At 65.0% G+C, this 15684-nt stretch carries 13 protein-coding genes; 4 read left to right on the top strand and 9 right to left on the bottom strand.

The genetic code is table 11. The features are described from left to right. Positions 1 to 5: 5 nt before the first annotated feature. Positions 6 to 743 carry a hypothetical protein gene (locus IVA74_RS29880; protein WP_247350140.1) on the bottom strand — a complete coding sequence of 246 codons (738 nt, stop codon included), beginning with the start codon at positions 741 to 743 and terminating at the stop codon, positions 6 to 8. Between the two features lie 293 nt (positions 744 to 1036). Here IVA74_RS29880 and IVA74_RS29875 point away from each other — a divergent pair, with 293 nt between their 5' ends. Together IVA74_RS29875 and IVA74_RS29870 are read left to right on the top strand one after the other, a co-directional pair. Beyond that, complete coding sequence (locus IVA74_RS29875) at positions 1037 to 2068, top strand: ABC transporter substrate-binding protein (RefSeq protein ID WP_247350138.1); 1032 nt, start codon at positions 1037 to 1039, stop codon at positions 2066 to 2068. Next, positions 2065 to 4740, top strand: coding sequence for a hybrid sensor histidine kinase/response regulator (locus tag IVA74_RS29870; RefSeq protein ID WP_247350136.1), 2676 nt, complete (start codon positions 2065 to 2067; stop codon positions 4738 to 4740). Before IVA74_RS29875 ends, IVA74_RS29870 begins: the two co-directional genes overlap by 4 nt. Before the next feature lie 10 nt (positions 4741 to 4750). Here the strand turns inward: IVA74_RS29870 and IVA74_RS29865 are convergent, their stop codons facing one another. Continuing rightward, positions 4751 to 5677 (bottom strand): LysR family transcriptional regulator, encoded by a 927-nt coding sequence (locus IVA74_RS29865; protein WP_247350135.1) that lies wholly within the window; start codon positions 5675 to 5677, stop codon positions 4751 to 4753. A gap of 129 nt (positions 5678 to 5806) precedes the next feature. Here IVA74_RS29865 and IVA74_RS29860 point away from each other — a divergent pair, with 129 nt between their 5' ends. Further along, positions 5807 to 6745 carry a ring-cleaving dioxygenase gene (locus IVA74_RS29860; protein ID WP_247350133.1) on the top strand — a complete coding sequence of 313 codons (939 nt, stop codon included), beginning with the start codon at positions 5807 to 5809 and terminating at the stop codon, positions 6743 to 6745. Then, positions 6742 to 7368 carry an alpha/beta hydrolase gene (locus IVA74_RS29855; RefSeq protein WP_247350131.1) on the top strand — a complete coding sequence of 209 codons (627 nt, stop codon included), beginning with the start codon at positions 6742 to 6744 and terminating at the stop codon, positions 7366 to 7368. Before IVA74_RS29860 ends, IVA74_RS29855 begins: the two co-directional genes overlap by 4 nt. A gap of 43 nt (positions 7369 to 7411) precedes the next feature. Here IVA74_RS29855 and IVA74_RS29850 read toward each other — a convergent pair whose 3' ends face one another. From IVA74_RS29850 to IVA74_RS29820, 7 genes are all read right to left on the bottom strand, one after another. After that, positions 7412 to 8386, bottom strand: coding sequence for a magnesium transporter CorA family protein (locus IVA74_RS29850; RefSeq protein WP_247350129.1), 975 nt, complete (start codon positions 8384 to 8386; stop codon positions 7412 to 7414). A 367-nt stretch (positions 8387 to 8753) separates the two neighbouring features. After that, positions 8754 to 10250, bottom strand: a complete 1497-nt coding sequence (locus IVA74_RS29845) for an ABC transporter substrate-binding protein (protein WP_247350127.1) — start codon at positions 10248 to 10250, stop codon at positions 8754 to 8756. Positions 10251 to 10303: 53 nt separating this feature from the next. Then, positions 10304 to 11308: an oligopeptide/dipeptide ABC transporter ATP-binding protein gene (locus tag IVA74_RS29840; protein WP_247350125.1), complete on the bottom strand. Its 1005-nt coding sequence runs from the start codon at positions 11306 to 11308 to the stop codon at positions 10304 to 10306. Next, complete coding sequence (locus IVA74_RS29835) at positions 11305 to 12318, bottom strand: ABC transporter ATP-binding protein (protein ID WP_247350123.1); 1014 nt, start codon at positions 12316 to 12318, stop codon at positions 11305 to 11307. The genes IVA74_RS29840 and IVA74_RS29835 overlap by 4 nt, the downstream gene beginning before the upstream one ends. Positions 12319 to 12320: 2 nt before the next feature. After that, entirely contained in the window at positions 12321 to 13214 is an 894-nt protein-coding gene (locus IVA74_RS29830; RefSeq protein ID WP_247350121.1) for an ABC transporter permease, read from the bottom strand. Beyond that, a complete protein-coding gene (locus IVA74_RS29825; protein WP_247350120.1) occupies positions 13211 to 14161 on the bottom strand; it encodes an ABC transporter permease in 951 nt (316 codons plus the stop codon). The genes IVA74_RS29830 and IVA74_RS29825 overlap by 4 nt, the downstream gene beginning before the upstream one ends. Before the next feature lie 99 nt (positions 14162 to 14260). Next, on the bottom strand, positions 14261 to 15682 hold the full coding sequence (locus IVA74_RS29820) for an amidase (RefSeq protein ID WP_247350118.1): 1422 nt from the start codon (positions 15680 to 15682) through the stop codon (positions 14261 to 14263). Between the last annotated feature and the right edge of the window lie 2 nt (positions 15683 to 15684).

Below are 15684 nucleotides of genomic sequence, written 5' to 3'. Positions count from 1 at the left end.
CGGCATCAGAACTGGCCGGGCGGCAGCTTGAAGATGTCAGGGCTCTTGGCATCGGCGACGTAGAACAGCAGCAGGCTGGTCGGCGTCAGCACACGCTGGTTGTTCTCCTTGTTCTCGAACGTGCCCTGGAGAAGCAGGATGACCGAACGATCCTTGGCGTCGCTGCCGCGGAACATCACGATGCCGCCGCTGACGGGCATGTTGACCGCGATGGAGTCGGGCTTGAAGCCCTCGCTGAGGAAATGGGCGCGCAGGATGTTGGCATTGGAGAACAGCTTCTCCGCCGTGATCGCCGCGTCGGTGCCCTTCGACCAGACCGCGCCGATCTGGATCAGCGACTTGGACTTGTAGCCGAACACGTAAGACAGCTCGGCGGTGCCGCCGTTCGGCAGAAGCTCCGGAACGGAGAGCAGGACGCTCCGCGTCAATTCGGACGCGTTGTCCTGAACCTTGATCGCGTCGGACTTGGCATTGAAGTCCTTCGTCATCGCCGCGCGCACGTCGGCCTCGTTCATGCCGAACTTGGCGGAGCGGAAGCCGTCGATCGCCTTGATCTTGTCGTCTGGGGTTGGCGTCTCGGCGGCGGCGGCCGACGTCGCGCCGGCAGCGACCGGCGTACCGGCAGCGGCCCTCGGTGCCGGCGCAGCTTTCTGCTTCGGCACGGCGCCCTGGGCCGCAAGGGGCCCGGTTGCAACAGAGGTGAGCAGGCCAACGAGGGCCGGAACGAGATAGATTTTGCGCATCGAAAACCTTCGAAAAAACTTGAAACAACGCTTTAAAAATCGGCAGCTACGAATCGGCTTCCCCGAACCGTCATCGCAACCGAGACGGAAAATGTTGCAACGCCGCAATGCGTTACAAGGTGTCACGGAGTAGACAGGGTTCGAAACAGCGACTCTTTGGCGGCGTAGGAATACGGTATCAGGCTGCCAAACGCTGCGAATGAACAGTCACAAACGCATTTTTTCATCAATTGTGGATGCCGGCCGTTCGCGCTAAGCATCGGCTTGGGGCAAACCATCATGCAAAGACTTTTATGACCGAACGGCCTTCCGCTCTCGCGGTCGATCGCCGCGGGTTCATTCGCCTTGCGGGCACAACCGCTGCGGGATGGCTGGCGCTCGGCGCAACATCTGATCGCATGCGGGTGGTCGCATCGCTGACCGCATTGCGGCTCGACGACGAATTGACCAGAAGAAGCATGATCGACAGCCCGACCTCTCGCCTGGGTGGCCTCATCGTGGGCTTGAGGCAGCGAGGTTGGGTCGAAGGCGTCAATTTCCGCTTCGAGCTCCGTTCGACTTTCGGCGCACCGGATAGACTGAAGACCGCGGTCCAGGAGTTGCTCGAGCTTAAGCCGGACGTGATCCTGACCGGCTCGACAGTCGAAACCGGGGCCGTCCTCGCAGTCACCAAAACCATCCCGATCGTCTTCGCGACCTCGAATGACCCTGTCGGCAATGGCTTCGTCCAAAGCCTCGCACATCCCGGCGGCAACGTCACAGGCTTCACCAGCAGCACCGCCGAGATGGGCGGCAAATGGCTTCAGCTCGTCCGGGAGGCCGTGCCGGATATCGCGCGCGTTGGTGTCCTGTTCAATCCGGCGACCACGCCCGGCGCCGGACGATTCTACCTCGACTCCCTCGAACAAGAAGCCGCGGCGTCCGGAGTGGCGGTGGTGCTCGCGCCCGTCAGCACGGCAGCGGACATCGACGGGGCGATCAGCCGCTTTTCCGAACCGCCAAGGGCGGCGATGATCGCGCTCGTCGACAGCTTCCTGGTGGTCAACCGGCAGGCGATCGTCGCGGCAACCGCGAAATACCGCGTGCCCACGATTTACCCGTTCCATTATTTCATGGATGCGGGCGGGCTGATGAGCTATGGGCCGACGCTTGAAGTGCGCTCAGCCGACTATGTCGATCTCATCCTGCGCGGCACCAAGGCCGGCGATCTTCCGGTGCAATCGCCGCGGAAATACGAGCTCCTGATCAACCGCACGGTCGCCCGCGCGCTGGATTTGACGATCCCATTCACGCTGCTCGCACGCGCCGACGAGATCCGCGAGTGAACGAGACGATCGACCACGGACATTTGCGGACACCTCCCGGCCGGCTGTTCCGAAAATACCTCTACTCGATCGCCGCCCTCGCCTTCGCCGCGCTTGCCATCAACACCGGCTTGGACGTCTGGTTCTCATATCGCGAGCAGAAGCAGCTTCTGGCGGCGACCCAGCGCGAGCAGGCAGCGTCCGCGGCCATTCAGATCGGCCAGTTCATCGGCCAGATCGAAAGCCAGATCAGATGGCTCTCCCGCCTGCCCCCCGAGCTGTCCACGAACGAGGACGATCGTCTGAACGCCATCCGCCTCCTGCGTCTCTCGCCCGCGATCGCGGAAATCGCCGAGCTCGACGCGCAGGGCCGCGAGCAGGTGCGCGTGTCGCGCCGTGTCGCGGACAGGATCGGCAGCAAGGCCGATCTCTCCACCTTGCCCGCCTTTCGCGGCGCCAACGAAAGCCGCGCCTATTACGGACCGGTCTACTTCCTCGGTGACACCGAGCCGTTCATGACGCTTGCCACACGCGGAACGGGCCTCGCGCCGAATGTGATTGTCGCCGAGGTCAATCTTCGCTTCATCTGGGACCTCGTCGCCGGAATCAGGGTGGGCAACACCGGCAAGGCCTACGTGGTCGATCGGATGGGGGTGTTGATCGCACATCCCGATTTGTGGCCGGCACTGCGTCGCAGCGACCTCTCCAGCCATGCGGACGTCCGCGCCGCACTCGATGGCGTGGGGCCGCCCTCGGGCGGCCTGGTCAAGGAGGATCTGTCCGGTCAACGCGTGCTGTCGACCTATGCGACGGTCCCTTCACTGGGCTGGCTGGTGTTCGTCGAGCTCCCGCTCAGCGAAGCCTACGAGCCGATCTATGCATCGATCGGACGTTCGACATTTCTCCTGGTCATTCTGCTGGCCTGTGCGGTGCTCGTCTCTTTGTTTCTCAGCCGGCGCATGACCGTGCCGATCCAGATCCTGACGCAGGGCGCGCGGCGGATCGAGAGCGGCGACCTCGGCCTGCGGCTCGCGATCAAGACCGGCGACGAGCTGGAGGCGCTCGGCGATCAGTTCAACCGGATGGCCGCTCACTTGCGCGAATCCTATGCGACACTCGAACGCAAGGTGATCGAGCGCACCTCGGAGCTGGAGAAGACCCGAGACCAGGCGCTTGCCGAGCACGACGCCGCCGAGCGCGCGCGCAGCGCGGCGGTGGCGGCCAACGAGACAAAATCGCGCTTTCTCGCGGTCGTCAGCCACGAGCTGCGCACGCCGTTGAACGGCGTCATGGGCGTGCTGCAACTGCTCGACGACGGCAGCCTCGGTGAAGCGCAGCGGCGCGGCCTCACGACCGCGGCTGCGTCGGGGGAAACGCTGATCGCGCTGGTCGATGCCATCCTGGAATATGCACGCCTGGAGGCCAGCGCCGAAACTCTGGAAACGCGTGATTTCCGGCTCGACCAGCTCATCGAAACGGCCGTCGATCTGATGCGGCCGCAGGCCTTCGGCAAGGGACTGACCTTCGACCTCGCCTGCGATGCGACAGTCAATACCTCGGTGCACGGCGATCCCGTGCGGCTCAATCGCATCCTGCTCAATTTGATCGGCAACGCGATCAAGTTCACCCCGCGCGGCGGCATCGGCCTGAACGCCGCCGCCGAGCATCATGACGATCGTGCCCTGCTGCGCATCACCGTTCGCGATACCGGCATCGGCATCGCGCCCGACATGCACGAGCGGATTTTCGAGGATTTCGTCCAGGCCGACGACAGCATCGCGCGGCGGTTCGGCGGCACCGGCCTGGGGCTCGCAATCGCACGCCGCCTTACCCGCCTGATGCGCGGCGAGTTGACGGTGGCGAGCACGCCGGGTGCAGGCAGCTCATTCATGCTTGAAGTGCCGCTCGGTATTGCCGCGAGCGGCATCGCACAAGGCGCGGTTCAGCCATCATCGCGGCAGCTTCGCGTGCTGCTGGTCGACGACGATCCCGTCAATTGCGAGGTCGGCGAAGCCATGCTGAAGAGGCTCGGCCATCACCCCACGATCGCCACGAACGGCGCGTCGGCTATCGCACTCGCCCGCGACCAGGCGTTCGACATCATCCTGATGGATCTGCACATGCCCGACATGGACGGCGTGGAGGCGGCGTCACGGATCGGCAGGCTTGGTCTGCCGAGAATGCCGCGCATCATCGCCGTGACGGCCGACGTGTCGCGCCGCGCCCGCGAACGGCTTGCAGGGGCAGGCATCGCCAAGATCGTCAGCAAGCCTATCCTGATCAATGCGCTGCGCGAGGCGATCGAGGACGAACCGCGGGACGAGCCGGCAGCAGTGCAACTTGCCGCGGGCGCGTTGATCGACCGGCATTTCATCGACGACCAGAAGGAGCTGCTGGGCGCCGCGCAAATCGAAAAGCTCCGCCGGCTTCTGCATCAAACGAGCGAGCAACTGATCGGCGACATCGCCAAGGCCGCCGAGATTGGCGAACACACGCAGTTCGCGCGTTGCGCGCATCAACTCGGCAGCGCCGCGAGCGCGCTCGGCCTCGTCCGCCTGTTCGAGCGCTGCCGCGAGATCGAGCTGGCAGCAGCCACGATGTCACCGTTCGAATGCCAGAGTGCCGCCAGCGAGCTGGTCGCGCTTCGGCAGGCCTCGATGAGCGCGCTGGACGAATTGCTCCGGCCGGCCTAACAGCGTCCGGTCAACTGGCCGCGGCGGGTTTGCGCTCGCCTGCTTCGTCGTCCTCTCGCCCAAAGCGTTCGACCAGAAAGTCGATGAACAACCGCACCTTCACCGACAGGTGCCGGGTCGGCGGATACACCGCATAGAGCGCGAGCGGCGGCGCTGAATAGTCGTCCAGCACCGTCCGCAGCTCGCCCTTCCTCAAGGCATCGGCGGCGATGAATTCGGGGAGCAGCGCTAGCCCCCTGCCCTTGATTGCGACGTCGCGCAGCACCTCGGCATTATTGACGCAGAGCGACCAGGCCGGCTGGATCCAGTGATCGCCATCGGCGCCGGTCAGCTTCCACTGATTGCCCGTGAGCAGGAAGCCGTAGGTCAGCGAGGCGTGCTCGCGCAGATCCTGCGGATGTTTTGGCGTGCCGTGACGTGCGAGATAATCGGGCGAAGCGCAGATCATGCGCGCCACCGGCATGATTTTCCGCGCGATCAGGCTCGAGGACTCCAATTCCGCGATCCGCAACGTCACGTCAAAGCCGTCCTGGACGGGATCGAGCAGGTCGTCGCTGAGGACCAGTTGGAGCTGCAGCTCCGGATACCGCGCCATGAAATCGGCAAGCACCGGCCCGAGCCGCATCGTGCCGAACGACATCGGCGCGTTGACGCGCAACAAGCCGCGCGGCGCCGACTGGGCTTGCGTCACCGCCTGATCGGCGGCCTCGATTTCCGAGAGGATCACGACCGCGCGCTCGAAATAGCGCTGGCCGTTCTCGGTCGGACTCGCATGCCGCGTGGTCCGATTCAGGAGCTGGACGCCGAGGCTCTCCTCGAGGTCGGCGATGTATTTGCTGATCGCCGAGCGGGACAGCCGCAACTGGCGGCCGGCCTCAGCAAAGCTGCCGCTTTCGACAACTTTCACGAAGGCCCGGAGGCTGACCACCTTATCCAAGGACAGGCCTCCGGGATTGTTTCCAAATTGTAGACATAGACGTCATATTTGCATGGATTGTCGACAATCCAAAGCGGCACGATATTGACGGCCAGAGCAAGACCGCTCCCCGAATTTTGGAGGACGACAATGTCTGGACTGCACCACGTCACCGCGATTGCCGGCGATCCCATCAGGAATTTCGGGTTTTACACCAGGGATCTGGGCCTGCGCTTCGTCAAGAAGACGGTCAATTTCGACGATCCCGGCACCTACCACTTCTATTATGGTGACGAGACCGGCCGCCCCGGCACCATCCTGACCTTCTTCCCGTGGGCCGGCGTGCCGGCCGGGCGCCGCGGCGTCGGCGAAACGCACCAGACCGCCTTCCGGGTGCCGCAACGCTCGCTCGGCTATTGGACGCAGCGCTTCACCGAGAAGGGCGTTGCTTACGAGGCGCTGGAGAAGCGCTTTGGCGAGTCCGTGCTGCCGTTCACCGACCCTGACGGCATGGCACTCGCGCTTGTCGGCGTGCCCGGTGCTGAGAACGAGCCCGGCTGGAGCAACGGCGACGTGCCGGCCGAGCACGCGATCCGCGGCTTCCACGGCGTGACGTTGCTGCTCGATAGCGCGGCGAAGACGGCCGCCGTCCTCACCGACGTGTTCGGCTTCAAGGAGACCGGTCGCGAAGGCTCCGTGATCCGCTTCAAGGCACCGGGTAATGTCGAAGGCAGCGTCGTCGACATCTACGAGGCCAAGGGATTTTTGCGCGGGCATCAGGGTGGCGGCTCCGTGCACCACATCGCCTTCCGCGCGGTCGACGACGCCGAGCAGGGCAAGATGGCGCAAAAGCTCGTGAGCAATCACGGCCTGCATCCGACCGAGCAGAGGGACCGCAACTACTTCCGCTCGATCTACTTCCGCGAACCCGGCGGCGTGCTGTTCGAGATCGCGACCGATACCCCCGGTTTCGCCGTCGACGAGCCCGTCGCGACGCTGGGACGTGACCTGAAGCTGCCGAGCTTCCTCGAAGCGCAACGCAAGCAGATCGAGGGTGTCCTGCCGAATTTGGAAGAGAGGGTGTCGTGACCGGGAATTCATTCATCCACCGTTTCGAGCCCGCGACCAGCGCGGGCTCGCCCCCACTCCTGTTGCTGCACGGCACCGGCGGCGACGAGAACGATCTGCTCGGGCTTGGCAAGATGATCTCGCCCGGCTCGGCCCTGCTCTCGCCGCGCGGACGCGTGCTCGAGCACGGCATGCCGCGCTTCTTCCGCCGCCTCGCCGAGGGCGTGTTCGACGAGGAGGACGTTCGCCGCCGCGCGCTCGAACTCGGCGACTTCGTCACGGATGCACGGCAGCGCTACGGCCTCGCCGCGCCTGTCGCGGTCGGCTTCTCCAACGGTGCCAACATCGCCGCCGCGCTGTTGCTGCTGGAGCCGGATGTGCTGGCAGGAGCGATCCTGCTGCGCGCGATGGTGCCGCTATCCGCGCCGCCGAAGGCCGAGCTTGCGGGCAAGCCAGTCCTACTGTTGTCAGGGCAAGGCGACCCGATCGTGCCGGCGAGCAATTCGGCACGGCTCGCCGAGTTGCTGTTGCAAGCTGGCGCGGGCGTGACACACAAGATCCTGCCGGCGGGCCATCAATTGTCGCAAGCCGACGTGACGCTCGCCCGCGACTGGATCGGCAAATTCGCCGCCGAAGTCGCCTGATCCCGAGAAGCGGCGCATCGTTTTCGGACGCCGCGCCGCCGCTTCACTCGAACCAGCCGCGCCGCCTGAACCAGATCAGCGGCAGCACGCCGCTTGCAATGATGGCGAGCCACGCCAACGGATAGCCGAACGTCCAGTCCAGCTCCGGCATGTGCTTGAAGTTCATGCCCCAGATGCCGACCAGGATCGTGGGCGGCACACCGACGACCGAGACGATCGTCAGGATCTTGAACAGCTCGTTCTGCTGGATGTTGATGAAGCCGAGCACGGCATCGAGCAGAAGCTGGATTTTGTCCGACAATCGCGTCTCGTAGTCGCCGAGCGAAACGACGTCCTTCGAGACGGCCTCGAGGCGCTTCTTCGACGCGGCGGTGATCCATTCACTCCCGACATCGCCGGCAAACGAGGCGATGCGGCCCACGCCCAGCAGGACATCGCGCGCCTTTGCGAGCCGATCGGCCAACTCCCCGATGTTCTCCAGCGCCTCGCGCATCCTGCGGCTGCTGCGCACAGGCCGCTTGCTGCGAACGAGCCCGCCTGTGAAGACGCCCCGCGAAAGCCTGTCGACCTTCGCGCCGAGATGCTCCAGGATATCGGCCCCGCGATCGACCATGGCCTCGATCAGGCTGGTGAACACGCACATGCCGTTCTCCAGGCTGTCATCGGAACCGATACGCTTGCCGATGTCGTCGAAGATCGGCAGCGGCGCGAAGCGAACGGTCACCAGCACGTGCGGGCCAATGACGAAGCCGACCGGGGTGATCTCGGCCTCGTTGTCCTCGTTGAGCCGCACCGCCGGTGCGCTGAGATAAAGCGTGCCGTGCTCGAAGATCAGGCGGCTCGACGCCTCGATCTCGCTGAGTGACTCCGCGGACGGAATGCGTATCTTCAGCAATCGCTCGACGAATTGCTTTTCCTCCGCGGTCGCATCCAAAAGATCAGCCCAGATGATCTCGGACGGCATTTCCGCGCCGATGTTCTGCCAATCGTCGGATGGCCACCTGTACAGTTTGAGCAAGAACGAACTCCGCATACCTTCGCGCCGGATCGCACGGCATGCGGCCATCCTGCGCTGACCTAACGCATGAAGGTTCCGAACGTTCAAAGCCGGGGGAGCATCAGAGGCGGCGTAATCCAACCAAGAGGGCGCGGCCTCCTCCGACGATGCCATCATGCCGGTGTTTTGCCCGACGGGTCAATGGCATCGCGGAACGCGCAGCGCGCAAACCGGTGAATCACGCTACGCGCAAACCATTGAAATGATTATCCCCGGCTACTGTGCATGGGGTTGTTTTTCAGGTTTTTGTTTGGACCGCTCTTCAGCGGAGCTGCCCACTCCCACATGGGGAGTGGGCACAGTAACGGACGCCGCGCTAACGCAGCCCCTACTCCCACGCCCATGTCGAGAAATCATTCTCGTACTGCGGGATGTCCTTCCAGACGCCCTTCAGCTTCTTGTTGGTGATGGTGATCAGCTGCGGCTGGTACAAATAGCCGGAGACTGCGTCGGTTGCCAGCATGCGCTGCGCATCGCCGAGAAGCTTTGCGCGGGCGGCCTCGTCCGGCGTCGACACGATCTGCTTGTAAAGCGCGTTGAACGCCGCGTTGTTGTAGCCGAGGTAGTAGTCCGGCTCGGTGATCTTGACGAGGTCGATCGGCTCGACATGGCTGACGATGGTGAGATCGAAATTGTGCGGCCCGTTGCCGGCGAACACCTGCGACAGCCACTGCGCCCATTCAACGTTTTCGATCTTGGCGATGATACCGACCTTCGCGAGCTGAGCCGCCAGGATCTCGCCACCCTGCCGCGCATAGGACGGCGGCGGAAGTTTCAGCGACAGCTCGAGCGGCGTGATGATGCCCGCTTGCGCCAGCAGCTTCTTCGCCTTCTCGGGGTCGTAGGGGTTGATGCCGGTGGTGTCGATGAAGCCGAGCGCGCCCGGCACGTAGAAGCTGCCGATCGGCGTGCCGAAACCGTCAACCGCGCCGTCGATCATCGCCTTGCGGTCGATCGCGGCGAGGATGGCACGGCGCACGCGGACGTCGTCGAGCGGCTTCTTGCGCTCGTTGATGCCGACGATGGTCTTGGCGCGGGAGCCGCCGACCATGACGTTGAAGCGTGGATCGGCCTTGAACTGGGCGATAGTGCGCTGGGCCGATACGCGCGGGAACGCATCGACATCGCCGGACAGCAGCGCCGCGGTCTGCGCCGCCGGATCGGAAATGAAGCGGATCGTCACCTTCGACAGCTTGATCGCGGCGGCGTTGCGATAATCGGCCCACTTGTTCAGTGTGATCGAAGAGCCCTTGGCCCAGGCCCCGAGCTGATAAGGCCCGGTGCCGACCGGCTGCGTACCGTTGGTGGGTGCGCTCTTCGGCTCGACGATCGAGCCGCTCGCCTGCCCCAGCAGGAACGGCAAGTTCGGCTCGGAATATTTCACCGAGATCACGACCGTATCGGCGTCGGGCGCATCGACCTTCTCGAAGGCCTGGAACAGGCTCTTGTCCTTGTTGGTGCTGGTGGCGACAGCGTTGCGCTCGAACGAGAACTTGACCGCCGCGGAATCGAACGCCTCGCCGTTGTGGAATTTGACGCCCTTGCGCAGCTTGAACGTATAGGTCTTCAGGTCGGGCGAGGCGGTCCAGCTCTCCGCCAGCAACGGCGCGACGGTGCCATCCTCGTTGATCTTGGTCAGCGTCTCGTAGATGTTGTAGAGCGTGACTTCGGCGATCGCGGCAGCGGCGGCGTTGGTGGGATCGAGGCCGGGTGGCTCCAGCGCCATCGCCATGACGACGCTGTCCTTCTTGCTCTGCGCCAGCACCGGCAAAGGGGCCACGGCAAGCGCGACGGCGAATGCGACGATCGATAATTTCCTCAACATGCGTAACTCCCGGCCTTCTCTATTCCCAGCCTACGCTAATCCCGCCGCGGACGCTAACCTTCCACAGGCAATGGCGGCAACGCCATCACGGCCTCCGCCTTGTGGCAGGCGGCGAGATGCGTCTCGCCCACCTTGCGTAGCTCAGGCAGAACCTCGCGGCAATGCTGGTCGGCGAGCGCGCAACGGGTGACATAGGGACATCCGCTCGCGGCCGCCGATTGCGAGGCGATCGCCTGGGCTCCGCGCCGGCGCCGGCCACCGCCGGCGCGCGCCCGAGGCACGGCATCCAGCAATGCTCGTGTATAGGGATGGGCACAGCGCTCGAACAAATCCTCGGGACGGCCCTGCTCGACGATCCGGCCGAGATACATCACCGCGACCTCGTCGCAGAGATAGTCGACGACGGCGAGGTCGTGGCTGATCAGGACGTAGCTCAGGCCGAACTGCTCCTGGAGATCCTGCATCAGGTTTAAGACCTGCGCCTGCACGGAGACGTCGAGCGCGGAGACCGGCTCGTCGGCGACGATCAGCTTCGGTTGGGTGATCAGCGCGCGCGCAATGGCGATGCGCTGGCGCTGGCCGCCGGAGAACTCGTGCGGATATTTCTCCATGTCGGCATCGCGCAAACCCACCTGCCGCAGCACCGCAGCGACGCGCGCGCGAAAAGTCCTACGATCGGCGTCTTCCAGCACGGTCAGCGGCTCGGCAACGATGCGCGCGATGGTCTGGCGCGGGTCGAGCGATCCGTAAGGGTCCTGGAACACCATCTGGAAATCGCGGCGGGCGCGGCGCAATTCGTCGGCGGAGATGCGGTTGAGATCGCGGCCAAGCAGCGCGACCTGGCCCGAGGTCGGCCGTTCCAGCGCCATCACCACCCGCGCGAAGGTCGACTTGCCGGAGCCGGACTCGCCGACGATGCCAAGGCTCTTGCCGGCATCGACCCGCACACTGACACCATTGAGCGCGCGCACCTGCCCCGGCGGACGGAACAGGCTCTCGCGCGGCAACGTGTAGCGCTGCTCGAGATCCTTCACGTCGAGAAGAGGCGCCGTGCTCATGCGGACAGCGCTCCGACATTCGCGGCCATGGACACGTCCGTCCGGATGCAGCGCACGAAGTGGCCAGGTCCGACGTCCACCATCGGTGGAAGCGCGGTCCGACACGGCTCGATCACGAGCGGACACCGATCGGCGAAGGTACAGCCGGAAGGCAGATCCGCGAGCTCCGGCACCGTGCCCGAGATCGTCGTCAGCCGCGTCCCCTTGCGTGCGCCGAGCTTCGGCCGGGCGCGGAACAGGCCCTGCGTGTAGGGATGTCCCATCCGCCGGAACACCTCGTCGGTCGGCCCGCTCTCGACGACCGTGCCGCCATACATCACCATCATCCGCTGCACGTTCTCGGCGATGACGCCGAGATCGTGCGAGATCAGGATCATCGACATGCCGCGTTCATCGACGAGGTCGGCGATGAGGTCGAGGATCTGGCCCTGGATAGTGACGTCGAGCGCCGTGGTCGGCTCGTCCGCGATCAGAAGGTCCGGCTCGCAGGCGAGCGCCATCGCGATGGTGACGCGCTGGCGCTGGCCGCCGGAGAATTGGTGCGGATAGGCATCGATGCGCCTGGCCGGATCGGGTAGCCCGACGCGGTCGAGCAAGGCGATCGACTCTTTACGCGCCTGCGCCGCCGAGTATTTCTTGTGACGGCGCAGCGGCTCGGCGACTTGATGGCCGATCGTGTGCATTGGGTTGAGCGCGGTCATCGGCTCCTGGAAGATCATGCTGATGCGGTTGCCGCGCAGGCTGCAATAATCCGCATCCGAAAGCCCGACGAGTTCGCTTCCATCCAGCTTGATGCTGCCGGTGACGATCGCGCTGTCGGGCAGCAGTCCCATCAGCGACAGCGCGGTCACCGACTTGCCGCAGCCGGACTCGCCGACGAGCCCGAGCGTCTCGCCGCGTTTCAGGACGAAGCTGACGCCGCGCACCGCCTGTGCCGGCCCGCGGCTCGTGTTGAGGTGCACGCCGAGATTTTCGACCTCGATGAGCGGCATGGTCGAGCGCTCGCTCATCGTCATCGCTCCCGCGCCAGTCGTGGATCGAGCAGATCGCGCAATCCGTCGCCGAGGAGATTGAGGCCGAGCACGGCGACCGCGATCGCAGCGCCCGGATAGACCGCGAGCATCGGGGACTGGAACAACAATGTCTGTGCGTCGTTCAGCATGCGGCCCCAGGACGGCTGCGGCGGCTGCGTACCGAGCCCGAGATAGGACAGCGCGGCCTCCGCGAGGATCGCGAGCGCGAACTGGATGGTTGCCTGCACGATCAGGATCGACAGGATGTTGGGCAGGACGTGCTCGATGGTGATGCGGAAAGATCCCTTCCCCGCCGCGCGCGCGGCCAGCACGAATTCGCGCGCCCAGATCGCGTTGGCCGAGCCGCGCGTCAGCCGGATCAGCGTCGGAATCTGAAAGATGCCGATGGCGACGATCGAGGTCACCATGCCGGGCCCAACGACCGCGGAGAGCATGATCGCGGACAGCACGGCCGGAAAGGCGAAGGTGAAATCGGAGAAGCGCATGATGATCTCTTCGGTCCAGCCGCGCCGGGCCGACGCCACCAGGCCGAGGCAGACGCCGAAGGTGAGACCGATGCTCACCGCGATGATACCGACCATGATGGTGGAGCGGGCACCCGCGAGCAGCAGCGAGACGATGTCGCGGCCGAAGACGTCGGTGCCGAGCCAGTGCGCGGCCGAGGGCGGCCGGAGCTTCGAGGCGATGTCGATCTCGTAGGGTGACCACGGCGTCCACACCAGCGAGAGCAGTGCGGAGGCGAGCACCAGCAGGCTCAGCGCACCGCCCAGCACAAAACTGCGATGGCGCAGCGCGCGGCGCCAGAAGGTCCGGGCCGGCAGAGCACGCGTTGCGGCCGGCGCGTCGACGAGGGTGGTCAGTGGCGCGCTCACAGGTCGTGGACCTTGATGCGGGGATCGACGAAAGCATAGAGCACGTCGACCACGAAATTGACGATGACGACCATGGTCGCGAGCAGCATCACGCAGTTGCGCACCACGATCAGATCGCGGTTGGCGATCGACTGGAAGATCAGGCGACCGAGGCCGGGCAGATAGAACACGTTCTCGATCACGATGGTGCCGGCGAGCAGATTGGCGAATTGCAGCCCAATCACCGTCATCACGGGGATCATGGCGTTGCGCAGCACGTGGCGCCACAGCACCTCGCGCTTGCCGAGACCCTTCGCCCGCGCCGTGCGGACGAAGTCTTCACGCAGCACTTCCAGCACCGCCGAACGCGTGACGCGAGCGAGGATCGCGGCCTGCACCACCGCCAGCGAGAGCGCAGGCAGCAGCAGCGATTTGATGCCGAGCCAGATGCCGTCCTCCCAGCCGGGAAAGCCGCCCGCGGACAGCCATTGCAGCCGCACCGAAAACAACAGCACCAGCAGGATCGCAAACCAGAAGTTCGGCAGCGCGATGCCGATCTGCGTCAGCGACATCACGCCGACATCGCCGAGCTTGTTGTGATTGGCCGCGGTGTAGATGCCGGCCGAGAGCGCCAGCGTCACCGTGATCAGCATCGCCATGATCGCAAGCGGAATGGTCAGCACCAGCCGCTCCGCGATCAGGCTCGCGACCGGTGTGCCGTAGACATAGGAGTTGCCGAGATCGCCGACGAGAAGGCCCTTGATCCACTGCAAATAGCGAACCGTCAGCGGCTGGTCGAGCCCGAGCTTGACGGTGAGCGCGCGCACCGCGTCGGCCGAGGCGTCGGCGCCCATCAGCATCTGCGCGGCATTGCCCGGAAGAGCATCCAGCACCAAAAAAATGATCACGGATGCGCCGACCAGCGTCGCCAGCAAAGTCAGCAGACGGCGGAGGACAAATACGCTCATGCGCGCTCGGATTCAGGGCTCATCCGCGGCACGATCAACACGTCCGGGCGCCGGAGGCAAGTCCTTTGCAAACAAGTCCTTTGCTGCATGCCCATCTGCTCAATCCGGCCAGCGGGACAGAAGGTCGTGCGACGCCTCGAACAGCGCGCTCACGCGCAGCAAGTCCGCATCGCTGCGGAAGCGGCCGACGAGTTGAAGGCCGATCGGCAGGCCGTCGCGGCCGAAGCCGCACGGCAGACTGATGGCGGGGTGTCCGGTCATGTTGAACGACATGGTCCAGGGGAACCAGTGCGGCCGGACGCTGTCAAAGTGCTTGCCGTCGATCTCGATGGTGCCGAACAGGTCTTGATCGATCGGCAGCGCGGTGCGCGTGAGGGTCGGCATCGCCAGCAGGTGCCCGCGCGCAAGCAGGGATTGCACCCGGCGGAACAACGCCGTGCGCGCGAACATCGCTTCCTGATAGGTGACGCCGCTGACGTTGGTCGCAAGCGCGACCTGCTTGACGAAGGCTTCGCTGAGGGCGTCGCCGTGCTCGGCCACGAGCTTTGAAAAGCGCGTGCGCCAGACGGTGTGATTGATGGCGCGCCAGATCGGTTCGATGTCGAACCCCTCGCCGGAAAATTCCTCGAGCTCGGCACCGAGCCCGGCGAGCCGGTCGAGACTCGCCTTGAAGCCGGCGTCGACATCTGCAGAGACAGGGCGTCCGGGCGGCGACAGGCAGTACAAGATTTTCTGCCCACGCAGATCGCCGCGCGGCAGAGCGGTGCCGATGAAGTCAGGCACGGGAACGCCGATCGACCAGGGATCGCAAGAATCCTCGCCGGCCATCGCCTGCATCATCAGCGCGGTGTCGGCAACGGTTCGCGTCATCGGCGTGACATAGGTCTGGTTGCCGAAGGCATCGAGCGCCTGGCTGTGCGGGATGACGCCGTTGCTCTGCTTCAGCCCGACCACGCCGTTGCAGGCGGCGGGAATCCGTGTCGAGCCGCCGCCATCGGTCGCGATCGCAAGCGGCGCGACGCCGCTGGCAACGGCGACCGCCGCGCCGCCGCTGGAGCCGCCCGAGGACCGCTCCGCGCTCCAGGCGTTGCGGGTGCGGCCGAACAGCGGCGAGTCGGTCAGGCACTTGCTCCCGAATTCCGGCGTGGTGGTCTTGCCGATCAGGATCGCGCCTTGCGCACGCAGCCGCGCGACCGCCACGGCATCCTCATTCGGCACATTGTCCTTGTAGGGAACGGCGCCGAAAGTGGTCTTCACGCCTCTGGTGTTGACGATGTCCTTGACGGTGACGGGGATGCCGTGCAGCAGGCCGAGTGGTTCGCCGGCCATCATTTTGCGCTCGGCCGCGCGCGCCTCTGCCATCGCCTCGCCGCCACAGAGCGTGATGAAGCAGTTCAACTGGGGCTGGAGCGCCTCGGCGCGCGCGAGCACGGCGCTGACAAGTTCGACGGGGGAGACTTCCTTGCGGTCGATGCGCGCGCGTATTTCGGTGGCGGACAGGAAACTGAGATCATCGTTCATAG

It is taken from the genome of Bradyrhizobium sp. 132 (genome assembly GCF_023074185.1).
Lineage (GTDB): Bacteria > Pseudomonadota > Alphaproteobacteria > Rhizobiales > Xanthobacteraceae > Bradyrhizobium.
This window is presented reverse-complemented; position numbering and strand designations above follow the sequence as displayed.

Bases quoted from the DNA above. Each gene is read 5' to 3' on its own strand.
- IVA74_RS29825 (WP_247350120.1), bottom strand. From the start codon at position 14,161: ATGAGCGTATTTGTCCTCCGCCGTCTGCTGACTTTGCTGGCGACGCTG.
- IVA74_RS29820 (WP_247350118.1), bottom strand. From the start codon at position 15,682: ATGAACGATGATCTCAGTTTCCTGTCCGCCACCGAAATACGCGCGCGC.
- IVA74_RS29875 (WP_247350138.1), top strand. From the start codon at position 1,037: ATGACCGAACGGCCTTCCGCTCTCGCGGTCGATCGCCGCGGGTTCATT.
- IVA74_RS29840 (WP_247350125.1), bottom strand. From the start codon at position 11,308: ATGAGCACGGCGCCTCTTCTCGACGTGAAGGATCTCGAGCAGCGCTAC.
- IVA74_RS29845 (WP_247350127.1), bottom strand. From the start codon at position 10,250: ATGTTGAGGAAATTATCGATCGTCGCATTCGCCGTCGCGCTTGCCGTG.
- IVA74_RS29835 (WP_247350123.1), bottom strand. From the start codon at position 12,318: ATGAGCGAGCGCTCGACCATGCCGCTCATCGAGGTCGAAAATCTCGGC.
- IVA74_RS29880 (WP_247350140.1), bottom strand. From the start codon at position 743: ATGCGCAAAATCTATCTCGTTCCGGCCCTCGTTGGCCTGCTCACCTCT.
- IVA74_RS29860 (WP_247350133.1), top strand. From the start codon at position 5,807: ATGTCTGGACTGCACCACGTCACCGCGATTGCCGGCGATCCCATCAGG.